The sequence below is a fragment of the Nocardioides secundeburneus genome (genome assembly GCF_039939255.1).
Lineage (GTDB): Bacteria > Actinomycetota > Actinomycetes > Propionibacteriales > Nocardioidaceae > Nocardioides.
In genome coordinates, this window is record NZ_JBDUUE010000001.1 from 909507 (window position 1) to 921816 (window position 12310).

Annotated in this window: 13 protein-coding genes; 7 read left to right on the forward strand and 6 right to left on the reverse strand. The window is 73.0% G+C overall.

The window, feature by feature from the left end; genetic code table 11:
- Window positions 1-46: 46 nt before the first annotated feature.
- Complete coding sequence (locus ABFT23_RS04130; protein WP_347892796.1) at window positions 47-1153, forward strand: hypothetical protein; 1107 nt, start codon at window positions 47-49, stop codon at window positions 1151-1153.
- A gap of 6 nt (window positions 1154-1159) precedes the next feature.
- Here ABFT23_RS04130 and ABFT23_RS04135 read toward each other — a convergent pair whose 3' ends face one another.
- A complete protein-coding gene (locus ABFT23_RS04135) occupies window positions 1160-2320 on the reverse strand; it encodes a pyridoxal phosphate-dependent aminotransferase (RefSeq protein ID WP_347892797.1) in 1161 nt (386 codons plus the stop codon).
- 89 nt (window positions 2321-2409) lie between these two features.
- On the opposite strand from ABFT23_RS04135, the gene pyrE reads away from it, so the two are divergent.
- Window positions 2410-2943 (forward strand): orotate phosphoribosyltransferase, encoded by a 534-nt coding sequence (gene pyrE / locus ABFT23_RS04140; RefSeq protein WP_347892798.1) that lies wholly within the window; start codon window positions 2410-2412, stop codon window positions 2941-2943.
- Window positions 2944-3049: 106 nt separating this feature from the next.
- Here the strand turns inward: pyrE and ABFT23_RS04145 are convergent, their stop codons facing one another.
- Complete coding sequence (locus ABFT23_RS04145) at window positions 3050-3805, reverse strand: DedA family protein (RefSeq protein ID WP_347892799.1); 756 nt, start codon at window positions 3803-3805, stop codon at window positions 3050-3052.
- A gap of 68 nt (window positions 3806-3873) precedes the next feature.
- Here ABFT23_RS04145 and ABFT23_RS04150 point away from each other — a divergent pair, with 68 nt between their 5' ends.
- Window positions 3874-4557 (forward strand): TrmH family RNA methyltransferase, encoded by a 684-nt coding sequence (locus ABFT23_RS04150; protein WP_347892800.1) that lies wholly within the window; start codon window positions 3874-3876, stop codon window positions 4555-4557.
- A 3-nt stretch (window positions 4558-4560) separates the two neighbouring features.
- Here ABFT23_RS04150 and ABFT23_RS04155 read toward each other — a convergent pair whose 3' ends face one another.
- Genes ABFT23_RS04155 through ABFT23_RS04165 form a run of 3 tightly spaced genes read right to left on the reverse strand, consistent with a single transcriptional unit; the run spans window position 4561 to window position 6439 of the window.
- Window positions 4561-5052, reverse strand: coding sequence for a SigE family RNA polymerase sigma factor (locus ABFT23_RS04155; RefSeq protein ID WP_347892801.1), 492 nt, complete (start codon window positions 5050-5052; stop codon window positions 4561-4563).
- Window positions 5049-5927 carry a hypothetical protein gene (locus tag ABFT23_RS04160; protein WP_347892802.1) on the reverse strand — a complete coding sequence of 293 codons (879 nt, stop codon included), beginning with the start codon at window positions 5925-5927 and terminating at the stop codon, window positions 5049-5051. Before ABFT23_RS04160 ends, ABFT23_RS04155 begins: the two co-directional genes overlap by 4 nt.
- Complete coding sequence (locus ABFT23_RS04165; protein ID WP_347892804.1) at window positions 5924-6439, reverse strand: DUF2867 domain-containing protein; 516 nt, start codon at window positions 6437-6439, stop codon at window positions 5924-5926. Before ABFT23_RS04165 ends, ABFT23_RS04160 begins: the two co-directional genes overlap by 4 nt.
- A gap of 39 nt (window positions 6440-6478) precedes the next feature.
- On the opposite strand from ABFT23_RS04165, the gene fbaA reads away from it, so the two are divergent.
- From fbaA to ABFT23_RS04185, 4 genes are all read left to right on the forward strand, one after another.
- Window positions 6479-7510 carry a class II fructose-bisphosphate aldolase gene (gene fbaA, locus ABFT23_RS04170; RefSeq protein ID WP_347892806.1) on the forward strand — a complete coding sequence of 344 codons (1032 nt, stop codon included), beginning with the start codon at window positions 6479-6481 and terminating at the stop codon, window positions 7508-7510.
- A complete protein-coding gene (locus tag ABFT23_RS04175) occupies window positions 7510-9264 on the forward strand; it encodes an alpha/beta hydrolase (RefSeq protein WP_347892808.1) in 1755 nt (584 codons plus the stop codon). Before fbaA ends, ABFT23_RS04175 begins: the two co-directional genes overlap by 1 nt.
- A gap of 90 nt (window positions 9265-9354) precedes the next feature.
- Window positions 9355-9771: a DUF3151 domain-containing protein gene (locus tag ABFT23_RS04180; RefSeq protein WP_347892809.1), complete on the forward strand. Its 417-nt coding sequence runs from the start codon at window positions 9355-9357 to the stop codon at window positions 9769-9771.
- 91 nt (window positions 9772-9862) lie between these two features.
- Window positions 9863-10762, forward strand: coding sequence for a carbonic anhydrase (locus tag ABFT23_RS04185; RefSeq protein ID WP_347892811.1), 900 nt, complete (start codon window positions 9863-9865; stop codon window positions 10760-10762).
- A 42-nt stretch (window positions 10763-10804) separates the two neighbouring features.
- Here the strand turns inward: ABFT23_RS04185 and lysS are convergent, their stop codons facing one another.
- The gene (lysS, locus tag ABFT23_RS04190; protein ID WP_347892813.1) at window positions 10805-12301 is read right to left on the reverse strand and encodes a lysine--tRNA ligase; all 1497 of its coding nucleotides are present in this window, start codon (window positions 12299-12301) and stop codon (window positions 10805-10807) included.
- Between the last annotated feature and the right edge of the window lie 9 nt (window positions 12302-12310).

Genomic DNA, 12310 nt, shown 5'->3' on the forward strand with positions numbered 1-12310 from the left:
AGCGCCCGGTCCCGGCGCGTTTCGCCCGCTTTGGGAGACTGTCCGGGTGACCGCCAAGACGCCCCCGCGCCCGCCCCAGGTCACCATGCTCGGCTCGTTCGTGCTCGGCGCCTCGGCGATGCTGGTGCTGCTCGCCTTCGACCGGGTCGCCGCCCTCACCACCATCGAGGCGCAGCAGGACATCGCCGACTTCCTCGGCACGTCGAGCGGGGAGGTGCTCGGCCTCGACGCCGACGGCATGCAGACGCTGATCAAGGCGATCTGGACGTTCCTCGGCGGCGCGGCCGTGATCACCTCGTTCCTCGGCTGGCGCGTGCTCCAGCGCGACCGCGGCGCGCGCCTCGCGCTGAGCATCCTGGTGCCGCTCATGCTGCTGTCGGGCTCCGTCGTCTGGCAGGTCAACGCCACGTTCTCCTTCGACGAGATGCTGACCATCCTGGTCGCGGTCTCGACGCTGCTGCTCTGGACCCAGCCCGCCCGCGACTGGTTCGCCGGTCGCACGCCGGCGCCGCTCGCCCCGCGCCCGACGTCCACGGCCGCAACGGCTGCACCGGCCGCGCCGACCTCGACGCCGACCGCACTGCCCGGCTACGCACCGCCCCCGACGGCGGGACAGTCCGCCGGGGCGTCGACCCCGCCGCCGGCCCCCGACCCGTGGGGCCGGACGCCGACCGCCGCCCCGGAGCCGGGCAAGCAGCCGTTGCCGCGCCCGGTCGTCACCGCGGTGGTCGCCACCATCGTCGCGTCGTCGGTGGTGCTGGCCGCCTGCCTCATCGGCCTCGTCGGCGTGACCACCGACCGCTCGGGCATGGAGAACGCCATGGCCGACGAGATCTCGGGCCGCAGCGCCTACGACGACCTCGACCTCGACCCCGCCCTGCTGGTCAACCTGACGATCGGTCTGCTCGTCGTGCTGCTCGTCTGGGCGATCATCGCGATCGGCTTGGCGGCCATGGTCGCCAACCGGGTCAACGCCGCCCGCATCGCGCTCGCGGTCTCGGCCATCGGCGCGGCGCTGGCGAGCCTGCTCGGCGCGATGCTCGTCGTGCCGTTGCTCATCACCGCCGCCTGCATCACCGTCGCGGTCGTGCTGCTCCGATCGAGCACCTCGCAGTGGTTCGCCGAGCAGAAGCGCCCCGGTCAGCACCGGTAGCCGACGTCACGCGCTGAGGTCGGCCCCGCTCAACCGCGCGATCGCCTCGTCGAGCACGTCGCGCTTCTTGCAGAACGCCCACCGCACGAGGTGGCGGCCGGGGCCGGTCGGGTCGTCGTAGAAGACCTGCCCGGGGATCGCGACGACGCCGGCCCGCTCGGGCAGCGCCTGGCAGAAGGCGAGGCCGTCGTCCCAGCCGAGGCCGCTGACGTCGGACGTCGCGAAGTACGTGCCCTGCGGCGTGCTGGTCGGCAGGCCCGCGGCCGTCAGGGCGGCGACGAGCAGGTCGCGGCGCTGCTCGAGGTCGCGGCGCAGGGCGAGCGGCCAGTCGGCGTGCTCGGTGAGCGCGACGGCGACCGCCGGCTGCAGCGGCGCGCCGGAGGTGAACGTCAGCCACTGCTTCGCGGCCACGACCGCCTCGACGAGGTGGGCGGGGCCGGTGGCCCAGCCCACCTTCCAGCCGGTGAGCGAGTAGGACTTGCCGACGCTCGAGAGCATCAGCGTGCGCTCGGCCATGCCCGGGAACGTGGCGATGGGACGGTGCAGCGAGCCGGAGAACACCAGGTGCTCGTAGACCTCGTCGGTGATCACGGTGAGGTCGTGCTCGACGGCGAGGCTGGCGATCGCGTGCAGCTCGTCGGTCGTGAGCACCGTGCCCGTGGGGTTGTGCGGGCTGTTGAGCAGCACGAACCGCGTGCGCGGCGTGACGGCCGCCCGCAGCTCGTCGAGGTCGATGCGGAAGTCGGGCGAGCGCAGCGTGACCGGACGGCGCACCCCGCCGGCCATCTGCAGCATCGCCAGGTAGGAGTCGTAGTAGGGCTCGAGCACCACGACCTCGTCGCCCGGCTCGACGAGGCCCAGCAGAGCGGCGGCGATGCCCTCGGTGCACCCGGTCGTGATCGCGACCTGCGAGTCCGGGTCGAGGTCGAGGCGGTAGTGCCGGCGCTGGTGGTCGGCGACCGCCGCCCGCAGCGCCGGGACGCCGATGCCCGGCGCGTACTGGTTGGCGCCGTCGTCGAGCGCCTTCTGCGCAGCGGCCAGGACGCCGGCGGGTCCGTCCTCGTCGGGGAAGCCCTGGCCCAGGTTGACCGAGCCGGTGCGGACGGCGAGCGCCGACATCTCGGCGAAGATCGTCGGGGGAATGCCGTGCAGGCGGGACGCGACCACGCCTGGGACACTACTGCCGTGAGCACCCCACCACCTTCTTCGTCTCCCCCGCTTCGCTCCTCCGCCGAACAAGGCGTCGGGGACCCCGCATGACGACGACCGACACCTCTCTCGCTGCCGACATCAACGCCACCTGCCGCCTCAGCGGCGAGTTCACGCTGCGCTCGGGGCAGGTCTCCGACACCTACTTCGACAAGTACCTCTTCGAGGCCGACCCGCTGCTGCTCGGCCGCGTCGCGCGCGAGATGGTGCAGCTGCTGCCGCACGACACCGACCTGCTCGGCGGCCTCGAGATGGGCGGCATCCCGATCGCCACCGTCGTCAGTGCGATCACCGGCACCTCGACGCTCTTCGTGCGCAAGGAGGCCAAGACCTACGGCACCTGCAAGCTCGCCGAGGGCCCGTCGTTCGAGGGCAAGCGGGTCACGCTGATCGAGGACGTCATCACGACCGGTGGCGCCGTCCGCGACGCCACGCGGGCGCTGCGCGCGGCCGGCGCGATCGTCGACGTCGTCGTGTGCGCTATCGACCGCTCGCCGGCCGGTGACAACCCGCTCGCCGACGTCGGGCTCGAGGTGCGCTCGGTGCTCACTCGCGCCGACCTCGACGCCGTCGCAGGCTGACGCGCCGCGGTGCGGGGAGTACCCGGTGCACCGGGTACTCCTGACGTTCCCAGGGGTTGCACCTGAGAAGCGCGCGAAGTCCCTGGGGAGCTCGCCGGACGGCGCCTCAGGCCCCAGCGGTCTTGGGGTAGTCCTCGGACGCCGTCTCGGTGGTCTGGGTGGCCTCGGTCGTGTCGTCGTCGTGGTGGCGGTGCTTGAACCACTCGTAGACCAGCGGGACGACGGTGAAGGCCAGGATGGCGATGGTGACGTAGTCGATGTTCTCGCCCAGCCACGGGAAGGCCGCGCCCAGGAAGTAGCCGAGCAGGGTGATCGAGATGATCCACGCCACGCCGCCGATGGCGCTCCAGACGAAGAACCGCCGCCGCTCCATCAGCGTCACGCCGGCCACGACCGTGATGTAGGTGCGCACGAACGGCACGAAGCGGCCGATGACCAGCGCCTTGTTGCCGTGCTTGTCGAAGAAGGCGCTGGTGTTGTCGAAGTACTTCTTCTTGAGGATCCGTCCGTCGCGCTCGTAGAGCGGCGGCCCGAGCTTGCGGCCTATCTCGTAGCCGACGACGTTGCCGGCGAAGGCGGCGACGACGAGCAGCAGCATCGCGATGACGAGCTCGGTGGGTTCGTGGCTGATGCCCACGACGGTGTAGCCGGTGGCGTTGCTGCCGGCGATGAACAGGCCGAGGGCGAAGAGCAGGGTGTCGCCGGGCAGGAACGGGAAGAACAGTCCGCACTCGACGAACACGATGCCGATGGCGATCCAGATGAACGCGGTGCCGTACTCGTGCTGGAGCCACTCGGGGTCGAGCCACTTGATGCCGAACAACAGCGGGGTGAGAGCGTCGACGACGCCGGGGAGAACCACTTGACAACCGTACCTGTCATATCGTCGCGCGCGTGCCTCGCAGCGACCCTGAGATCCCCCCTGGATCGGTGACCGCGGAGCGCGCGCCGTACGACCCGGTGCCGCACGGTCCGGCCCAGGTCGGGGTCGGGCCGTGGCCGGGGGAGTGGCCGACGGGACCCGGCAGCGAGGTCTACGACGAGCAGCTCCTCGCCGAGGGCGACCGGCGCAACGTCGTCGACCGCTACCGCTACTGGAGCGTCGAGGCGATCCGGGCCGACCTTGACACCCGCCGCCACGGCTTCCACGTCGCGATCGAGAACTGGCAGCACGACTTCAACATCGGCACGATCGTGCGCTCGGCCAACGCGTTCCTCGCCGCCGAGGTGCACATCGTCGGCCAACGGCGCTGGAACCGGCGTGGGGCGATGGTCACCGACCGCTACCAGCACGTGCGCCACCACCCGAGCGTCGCCGACCTGGTCGCCCACCTCGGCGACCGGCCGGACCCGGTGCCGGTCTGGGGCATCGACAACCTTCCGGGCTCGGCGCACCTGGAGACGATGGCGGTGCCGGAGCGGATCTGCTTCCTGTTCGGCCAGGAGGGGCCGGGCCTGTCAGACGGCGCCCGGACGGCGTGCGCGGGCACGTTCTCCATCGCCCAGTTCGGCTCGACGCGGTCGATCAACGCCGCGGCCGCCGCGGCGATCGCCATGCACGCCTGGGTGAGGGTGCACGCCGATCTCGACGACGGCCGCGCGTGGCGCGGTTGACGATCAGCTCGTGGTGCTCAGCGCGGCACGCAGCGCGGCCACGCCCCGGGAGGTGTGGCTCTTCACGGTGCCGGGGTTGATGCCGAGGTCGTCGGCGGTCTCCTCGACCGACAGCCCGAGCCAGTGCCGCAGCAGCACGGTCTTGCGCTGCATCTCGGGCAGCGCGCGCAGCGCCTCGAGCAGCGCGTCGCGCTCCTCGAGCGCGAGACCCTCGCGGGTCGGGGCGTCGTGCCCGTCGAGGCCGGCGTGCTCGCGCCGCCAGGGACGACGGTGCTCGTCGACGTTGGTGCGCACGATGATCCGGCGCACGTAGGCCTCCTCGCGACCGTCGCGGTGCAGGCGCGGCCAGGCGACGTACAGCTTGGCCAGCGAGGTCTGCAGGACGTCGTCGGCGCGGTGCCAGTCGCCGCACACGGCGTAGGCGACCCGGCGCAGGTGGGTCTGGCGGGCGGCGACGAACGCGGTGAACTCCTCGTCGCGCCGGGCCTGTCTCATCGCACGCCCTCGCCGCTGCCGTACTGCTCGGCGGCGTAGTCGAGGAAGGCCGCGAGGTCGGGGCCGCCCACCTCGCCGGCCACCGTGAGGTAGTCGGCGGGTGCGCCACCGGTCCGCCGGGCCAGCACGAACCAGCGGACGCCGTCGGGGTCGCGCACCATCGCGGCCGCGGTGTCGTCGCCGGGGCCGGCGAAGTCCGGCAGGTCGACGTCGGAGGTCTGGGCCAGCATCGTGACGCCGGGCCGCGGCCGCAGGCGCTCCCCGCCGCCGGCGAAGGCGACGTAGGTCGAGGTCGGCGTGTCCTCGCGGATCGCGACCTGGTCGGCGATCCACTGCTCGAGCGTCGCGAAGGCCTTGCGGGCCGGGTCGGACGACGTGCCCCCGGACGACGAGCCACCCGCGCCCCGCACGTGGTCGAGCAGCGCCCACGTCTCGGCCCCGTCGCGCGTGTAGGCCACCGCGACGGACCGGTCGGGTGCCTCCAGGCCCAGCGGATTGTCGATCCGCTGCAGCACCTCGACGCCCTCGGCGACCAGCAGCTCGCCGTCGGCGGTCAGCTCCAGGTCGGCGCCGTCGGCCGGTCGGGCCGACTCGGGGGCCTCGCTCGGGGTGGGGCTCGGGCTCGTGCTGGGCGTGGGGGTCGGGGTCGTGCCGTCGGTGGCGACCGGCGCGGTGCTGGGGCCGCCGTCGTCGCCGGTGACGGCGAGCAAGGTGCCGCCCGCGGCGACGAGGACGGCGAGCGCACCCGCGGCGGTGATCAGGCGCAGGCGGAGCAGCGCGCGGCGTCCGGCCGTGACCCGGTGCTCGGGCGGCGCGATGGCCGGCCCGGTGCCGATGGCCCGGTTCAGGGCCGCGAAGAGGTCGGTGTCGTTCACACCTGGTCTACGGAGGCCGAGGTCCAGGGGTTGTCACGGCGTCGGAGAACGGTGAGCACGTGCAGGAGCACCAGCTCGGTGAGGGCCTCGCGCGCGGGCAGGTCGGTGAGCAGGTAGGCGCGACCGAGCAGGCCACGGGGGGCGAACGAGACCTCCAGGCCGACCTCGGTGCCCTCGTCGGTCGACGGCGTCGCGGTGGCCATTAGCCGCACCGTCCCGGGCGCGCGCACCTCGGCCTCGAGCTCCAGCCGGCGGGCGCGGTGGTCGGCCTCGACCACGCGCCAGAAGCCGACCCGGTCGCCGGTCGCCAGGCGCGGCCGCCCCGGCGGCTCGCGGCGGAGCGCGGGCCCGAGGGCGAGCCGGTCGACGAAGCGCCGGAACACGAACGGGGCCGCGTCGACGTACCACTGCGGCCCGGCCTCGCCCGACGCGACGACGTCCCACGCGGCGTCGGGGGCGAGCGCGACGGTGGACGAGCGCCGGGTGGCGTGGAGGGTCCGGCTTCGGCGCATGGGGTGAGGCTACGCGCGGGTAGTGGTTAGGTTGGCGCCATGCCTATCGCCACCCCGGAGAAGTACGCCGAGATGCTCGACGCCGCGAAGAGCGGTGCCTACGCCTTCCCGGCCATCAACGTGTCGTCGTCGCAGACCCTGAACGCGGCCCTCAAGGGTTTCGCCGACGCAGGCTCCGACGGGATCATCCAGGTCTCCACCGGCGGCGCGGAGTACCTGTCCGGCCCGAGCGTGAAGAACATGGTCTCGGGATCGGTGGCCTTCGCCGCCTACGCCGCCGAGGTCGCCAAGAACTACCCGGTCAACATCGCGCTGCACACCGACCACTGCCCGAAGGACAAGCTCGACGGCTTCGTCCGACCCCTGCTCGACCTCTCGATCGAGCGCGTGAAGGCCGGTCAGGCGCCGCTGTTCCAGTCGCACATGTGGGACGGCTCGGCCGTGCCGCTCGACGAGAACCTCTCGATCGCCGCCGAGCTGCTCGAGAAGTGCATCGCCGCGAAGATCATCCTCGAGATCGAGGTCGGCGTCGTCGGCGGCGAGGAGGACGGCGTCGAGAACGCCATCAACGACAAGCTCTACTCGACCACCGACGACGCCATCGCCACCGCGAAGGCCCTCGGCCACGGCGACCGCGGCTACTACATGACCGCGCTGACCTTCGGCAACGTGCACGGCGTCTACAAGCCGGGCAACGTCAAGCTGCGCCCCGAGGTGCTCAAGGAGGCCCAGGAGGCCGTCGTCGGCGAGTTCGGCCTCGAGCCGGGCAGCAAGCCGTTCCACCTCGTCTTCCACGGCGGCTCGGGCTCGTCGGCCGAGGACATCGGCGCGGCCGTCGACTACGGCGTCGTGAAGATGAACGTCGACACCGACACCCAGTACGCCTTCACCCGCCCGGTCGCGGGTCACATGCTTGCCAACTACGACGGCGTCCTCAAGGTCGACGGCGAGGTCGGCAACAAGAAGACCTACGACCCGCGCGCCTGGGGCAAGGCCGCCGAGGCCGGCATGGCCGCGCGCATCGTCGAGGCGTGCACCGACCTGCGCGCCGCCGGCAAGTCGCTGGGCTGATGGGCTCGGCCACGAGCCCGGCGGCGCCACGGCGCCGGCCGGGCCACCGTCGTCTGCCCACCCGCACGATCGTCGCGGCGACGATCGCCGCGCTGGTCGGTGGGCTCCTCACCTCCGCGCCGTCGAGTGCCGACGATGCCGCGAGCGCCCGCGCGGCGGCGTCGTCGTCCGACCGACGGACCGCCGACGAGCGCCAGGTCGACCGCGTCGCGACGCCGCGACTGTCGTGGCGGCGCTGCGGCGCGGGGCTGCGCGCCGGGGCCCCCCGCGGTCGGCTCCAGTGCGCCGTCGTGCGGGTGCCGCTCGACTACGACCGCCCCGACGGCGCCACCACACCGCTGCGCATCGCCCGGTTGAAGGCCTCCGGGCCCCGCCGCGTCGGCAGCCTGTTCGTCAATCCCGGCGGGCCGGGCGGTCCCTCCGCCTCGTTCGTCACCACCGCCGCCAGCCTGCTCGGTCCCCGCGTCGGCGCCGGCTTCGACGTCGTCGGGGTCGACCCGCGTGGCACCGGCCGCAGCGGTCGGGTGACGTGCCGGACGACGGCGCGCCCCTCCCCGCTCGGCTTCCCGCTCGGCGCGGCCCAGGTGAAGGCGTGGATCAAGACCGACGACGCGCTGCGCCGCTCGTGCGCGTCGCGGGGCTCGCGGCTGCTCGGGCACGCCTCCACCGCCGACGTCGCCCGCGACATGGACCTCGTGCGGCGCGCGCTCGGTGAGTCGCAGCTGACCTACTACGGCATCTCCTACGGCAGCTACCTCGGGGCCACCTACGCCGCCCTGTTCCCCTCGCGCGTGCGGGCGCTGGTCGTCGACGGCGTCCTCGACCCCGTCGCCTGGTCGACCGGCAACCGGTCGCGCGCGGCGTCGACGCCGCAAACCACCCGCCTGCGCAGCGGCTACGGCGCCTACGAGGCCCTCACCTCCGCACTCACCGAGTGCGACCGGGTGGGCCCGCGACGGTGCGCGATCGCCCCGAACGCGCTCGGCGCCTGGAAGCGCGTCGTCGCGGCGGCGCGTGCGGGCCGGCTCGCGATCGAGGACGTCGAGCTCACCTACCAGGACATCGTGGGCCTCGCGCTCGGCACCCTCTACGACCGCCGGATGATCCCGTTCCTGTTCGAGCTGATCGGCCTCATCGACGAGGTCATCGTCTCGACGGCGGCCCGCGGCCGCACCGGCGGTGCCGGCGGTACCGAGCGCGCACGCAAGGTCCGGGTGCCGGCCACCGAGGCCTACCGCCGCGTCGTGGCGTCCCGCGACGCGCTGCGCGAGCGCGGTCTCTACACCGCCCCGCAGGCGCCCCGCCCCGCGCGGCGCCTCGACGTCCAGTTCCCCGCGGTGCTGTGCAGCGACGGCCGCAACCCGCGCTCGCCCGCGCGGTGGGAGCAGGCCTCCAAGATCGCCGACCGCCAGAGCCCGTGGTTCGGACGGGTCTGGACCTGGGCGAGCTCGCCGTGCGCGCGGCAGGGCATCGGCTCGGGCGACGACAGCTTCCGCGGTCCGTGGGCCGGCACGCGCACGTCGTACCCCTTGCTGGTCGTCGGCAACACCCACGACCCGGCCACCCCGATCAGCGGCGCGCGGCGGCTCAACACCCGCTTCGACGACTCGGTGCTCGTCACCTACGACGGGTGGGGCCACGGCGCGCTCGGCGGCGGGCGGTGCATCACCTCCGTCATGGCCGACTACCTCGTCGACCGCACGCTGCCGCCCGACGGCACGGTGTGCCGGCAGCCCCGCGAGCTGTTCCGCTGAGCCGAGGGCCGACCCCCGGCGTCGTCCCCCTCCGTGCGGGAGGCGTGGCCCCGTGAAGGGGTCACGGCCCACGCCGGTGAGAATGGGGTCATGTCCTCGTTCGGAGACCTCATGGCCGGCCCGCCGCCGACCCACCTGCCCGCCGACCCGGCCACCGACGCGCTGTCGAGCGGCACGTCGCCGGTCGACGCCGTCCGCGCCTTCCCGGCCTCGCCGGTCGCCTGGGCCGCCCTGGCCTCGGAGTCCGTCGCGGCCGACGCCGACCCCGTGACCGTCTACGCCTACGCCCGCGTCGGCTACCACCGCTCGCTCGACCTGCTGCGCCGCAACGGCTGGAAGGGCCACGGCCCGGTGCCGTGGGAGCACGAGCCCAACCGCGGCTTCCTGGTGTGCCTGTCGCTGCTGGCCAAGGCCGCGCGCGCCATCGGCGAGGACGACGAGTGGGAGCGCTGCTCGGAGTTCCTGCGCGACTCCAGCCCGACGGCCTACGCCGAGCTGCTGGGCTGACGCCGACACCGACACCGACACCGACACCGACGCCGTCCAAAGGTCGTCACCCGTTCACCAACTGCTTGACTTGGTCAACTAACATCCCGACGTGAAGATTTCGGGAATGGCTCTCACCGTGGCCCTGCTGAGCGTGGTGGCCGCCGGGTGCGGCCAGGAGAACGACGACGACACCGCGGCGGAGACGCCGCCCGCCTCGAGCTCCGGCTCGTCGTCGGCGCCGGGCGCTGACGGGTCGCCGACCGAGGAGCCGCCGCCGCTGACCGGCACCGAGGTGCACTGGGGCTACGAGGGCGACATCGGCCCCGACCGGTGGGGCGAGCTCAGCGCCGACTACGCTGAGTGCGCCCAGGGCGTCGAGCAGTCGCCGATCGACCTGCACGCGGGTCGGCCCACGGCGTCCGAGCCGGGCCAGGAGATCGAGCTCGACTACGGCGAGATCGACGACCACCTGGTCAACAACGGCCATGCGATCCAGCTGGTCAACGACGAGGTCGACTCGCCCGACGACGACGACCTCGACGACCACCTCGAGCTCGACGGGGTCGACTACGAGCTGCTGCAGTTCCACTTCCACGCGCCGTCCGAGCACACCGTCGATGGCGTGGCGTCGCCGGTCGAGTTCCACTTCGTGCACGCCGACGCCGACGGCAACCTGGCTGTGCTCGGCGTCCTGGTGCGCGAGGGCGGGTCCGACAACCCCGCCTGGGCGCCGTTCGTCACGGCCGCCTCGACCCCGTCGTCGATGGACGTGCCCTCGACCCTCGACCTCGCCGGTCTGCTGCCCACGAGCGCCGGTGCCCTGGAGCACTGGGCCTACGACGGCAGCCTCACCACGCCGCCGTGCAGCGAGCAGGTGACGTGGCTGGTCCTCGACCATCCCGTCGAGCTCAGCCAGGCGCAGGTCGAGGCGCTGGAGTCGGTCTACGTCGACAACAACCGACCCGTGCAGCCGCTGGGCGACCGCACGGTCGCGCTCGTCAGCAACTGAGCCGCCGCGCCGGGGCCGCCTGCTCTGTCGGAGCAGGCGGCGTCAGCGCGTCTCGCGCCGCAGGTGCGGGAAGAGGATGGTCTCGCGGATGCCGACGCCGGTGAACAGCATGATCATCCGGTCGAGCCCGAGGCCGAGGCCGCCCATCGGCGGCGCGCCGTACTCGAGCGCGCGCAGGAAGTCCTCGTCGACCTGCATGGCCTCGGGGTCGCCCCCGGCGGCCAGCAGCGACTGCGCCTCGAGCACCTCGCGCTGGACGACGGGGTCGACCAGCTCGGAGAACGCGGTGCCGCGCTCGACGCCACCGATGATGAGGTCCCACGCCTCGATCAGCCCGGGCTTCGAGCGGTGCGGGCGGGCCAGCGGCTGGGCCGACGGCGGGTAGTCGCACAGGAACGTCGGCTGCAGCAGCGTCGGCTCGACGAGCTCGGAGAGCAGCTCGAGCACGAGCTTCTCGGCGCCCCAGGCGGGGTCGAGCTCGAGGTCGTGGCGCTCGAACAGCTCGCGCAGCCGCTCGGCGGGGGTCTCGAGCGTCACCTCCTCGCCGACGGCGGCCGAGACGCCCTCGTAGACCGGCAGCCAGGTCCACTCGCCGTCGAGGTCGACGACGCCCGCGGGCGTCTCGACCTGGCGCGAGCCGACGGCGTCGGCGGCGGCCAGGAACATGTCCTGCATCAGCCTGGCCATCGTGAACTGGTCGCCCCACGCCTGGTAGACCTCGAGCATCGTGAACTCGGGCGAGTGCGTGGAGTCGACGCCCTCGTTGCGGAAGATCCGCCCGAGCTCGTAGACCTTGTCGACGCCGCCGACCACGGCCTTCTTGAGGTTGAGCTCGAGCGCGATGCGCAGCGTCATCTGCTGGTCGAAGGCGTTGTGGTGGGTGTGGAACGGCCGGGCGTTGGCGCCGCCGTGGATGAGCTGGAGGACCGGTGTCTCGACCTCGAGGTAGTCCTGCTGCTCGAGCGTCGTGCGGACGGCGCGCGTGATCGCGGCCCGGGTGCGCACCATGTCGCGCGCCTCCTGGCGCACGATCAGGTCGGCGTAGCGCTGCCGGACGCGCGTCTCCTCGGAGAGGTCCTTGTGCAGCACGGGCAGCGGGCGCAGCGCCTTGGAGGCCATCTGCCAGCCCGAGGCCATGACCGACAGCTCGCCGCGGCGTGACCTGATGACGCGGCCCTCGACGAACACGTGGTCGCCGAGGTCGACCAGTCGCTTCCACGACTCGAGGGACTCCTCGCCGACCTCGGCCAGCGAGAGCATCACCTGAAGGCGGGTGCCGATGCCCTCCTGCAGCGTGGCGAAGCAGAGCTTGCCGGTGTTGCGGACGAACACGACGCGGCCGGCGATGCCGACGACGTCCTGGGTCTCCTCGCCGGTCTCGAGCCGCTCCTCCCAGCCGTCGCGGACCTCGGCCAGCGAGTGCGTGCGGGCCACGCCCACGGGGTAGGGCTCGTGCCCCTCGGTGAGGAGGCGCTCCCGCTTCTCGCGACGGACCGCCTCTTGCGAGAGGTCGTCGGCGGTCTCGGGCTCGGTGCTCATGGCGCCACG